Source organism: Arthrobacter sp. Y3223164 (assembly GCF_059091005.1).
Genome location: NZ_JBNHGF010000671.1, coordinates 1 through 921, shown reverse-complemented (window position 1 = coordinate 921; position 921 = coordinate 1). Strand labels below are relative to the sequence as shown.

The 921-nt window shown below is 71.9% G+C and carries 2 protein-coding genes; one reads left to right on the top strand and one right to left on the bottom strand.

Features of this window, described 5'->3' with window-relative positions; translation table 11 throughout:
* Nucleotides 1-159, bottom strand: a 159-nt coding sequence (locus AC5RUJ_RS17300; RefSeq protein WP_494155057.1) for an alanine racemase, incomplete at its 3' end; no start/stop codon positions are given.
* Between the two features lie 219 nt (nt 160-378).
* On the opposite strand from AC5RUJ_RS17300, the gene AC5RUJ_RS17295 reads away from it, so the two are divergent.
* Nucleotides 379-921, top strand: a 543-nt coding sequence (locus AC5RUJ_RS17295; protein WP_494156375.1) for a family 4 glycosyl hydrolase, incomplete at its 3' end; no start/stop codon positions are given.

Genomic DNA, 921 nt, shown 5'->3' with positions numbered 1-921 from the left:
CACCGGGACGGCGCCGTGGCCGTAGGCGTCCGCCTTGACCACCGCCATCACCCGGGCCGGAGCGGCGACCTCGCGCAGGTGCCGCACGTTGGCGCGGATGGCGGCCAGGTTAATGACGGCTTGGCGGTCATAGGGCAGCGGTGACGTTGTAGAGCTCACGGATCCATTCTCCCATCCGAAGCATGCTTCCGGCTGAAGGGCTGCGCCGCGGGGCGCACTGCACCGCGGCGAACACACCGGCCGACGATCTTCGGCGCGGGCGCAGGTTCAGCCGCCAGGGCCTGTGGTTGGCCCTTGCTGGCACAATACAAGCAAGGGCCGGGTCCTGGGCCGCGGGCGGCCCGATCGTTATCCAATGTCAATGGTTCGGGGGGAGCAGTGGCAACACTTGCCATACTGGGCGGCGGCGGGTTCCGGGTGCCGCTGGTCTATCGCGCACTGGCCAACGGATCCGCGGCCGGCCTGGTGGACCGGCTGGTGCTCCACGACGTAGACGCCAGCCGGCAGCGGGCGATCGTCCGGGTGCTGGAGGATGCGCCCTTGCCCGGGGCCGGCCGGCCGCCGAAGATCGAGTCCGCCCGGGACCTGGATAGCGCCCTGGCCGGCGCCGACGTCGTTTTCTCGGCCATCCGTCCCGGCGGCACCCGGGGCAGGACGCTGGACGAACGGGTGGCAACCCGGCTGAACCTGCTGGGCCAGGAGACCACCGGCGCCGCCGGGATAGCCGCCGGCCTGCGCGCCGTCCCCGCCGCCCTGTACATCGCCAGGCGGATGACTGAACTGTGCCCGGGCGCGTGGCTGATTAACTTCACCAATCCCGCCGGGCTGGTCACCGAAGCCGTGCTGCCGCTGCTCGGCCATCGGGTGGTCGGGATCTGCGACACGCCCATCGGGCTGGTGCGCCGCGCGGCGAGGGCCGCC